We start from the raw sequence: 231 nt of genomic DNA, 5'->3' as shown, positions 1-231 counted from the left end.
GGACCAGCCAGTCATTGGCGAAGTGATTGACGACGAAGGTCCGATCCAGGGACCGGTGGGCAATGGCGAGAGCACGGACGACACGACGCCGACGCTGGTGGGCAAGGGTGAACCGGGCGACACGATCATCGTGATCGACAACGGCACGCCGATCGGCGAGACGACGGTCGACGAGGAGGGCAACTGGAGCTTCACGCCTGAGACGCCGCTGGAAGAGGGCGAGCATCAGTT

At 64.1% G+C, this 231-nt stretch carries 1 protein-coding gene; it reads left to right on the top strand.

Annotated features, from left to right (window positions below; translation table 11 throughout):
* A partial coding sequence (locus F6X37_RS36260) for an Ig-like domain-containing protein (protein WP_187614712.1) occupies positions 1-231 on the top strand: 231 nt, incomplete at both ends.

Source organism: Paraburkholderia sp. 31.1 (assembly GCF_014397645.1).
Taxonomy (GTDB): domain Bacteria; phylum Pseudomonadota; class Gammaproteobacteria; order Burkholderiales; family Burkholderiaceae; genus Paraburkholderia; species Paraburkholderia tuberum.
This window is presented reverse-complemented; position numbering and strand designations above follow the sequence as displayed.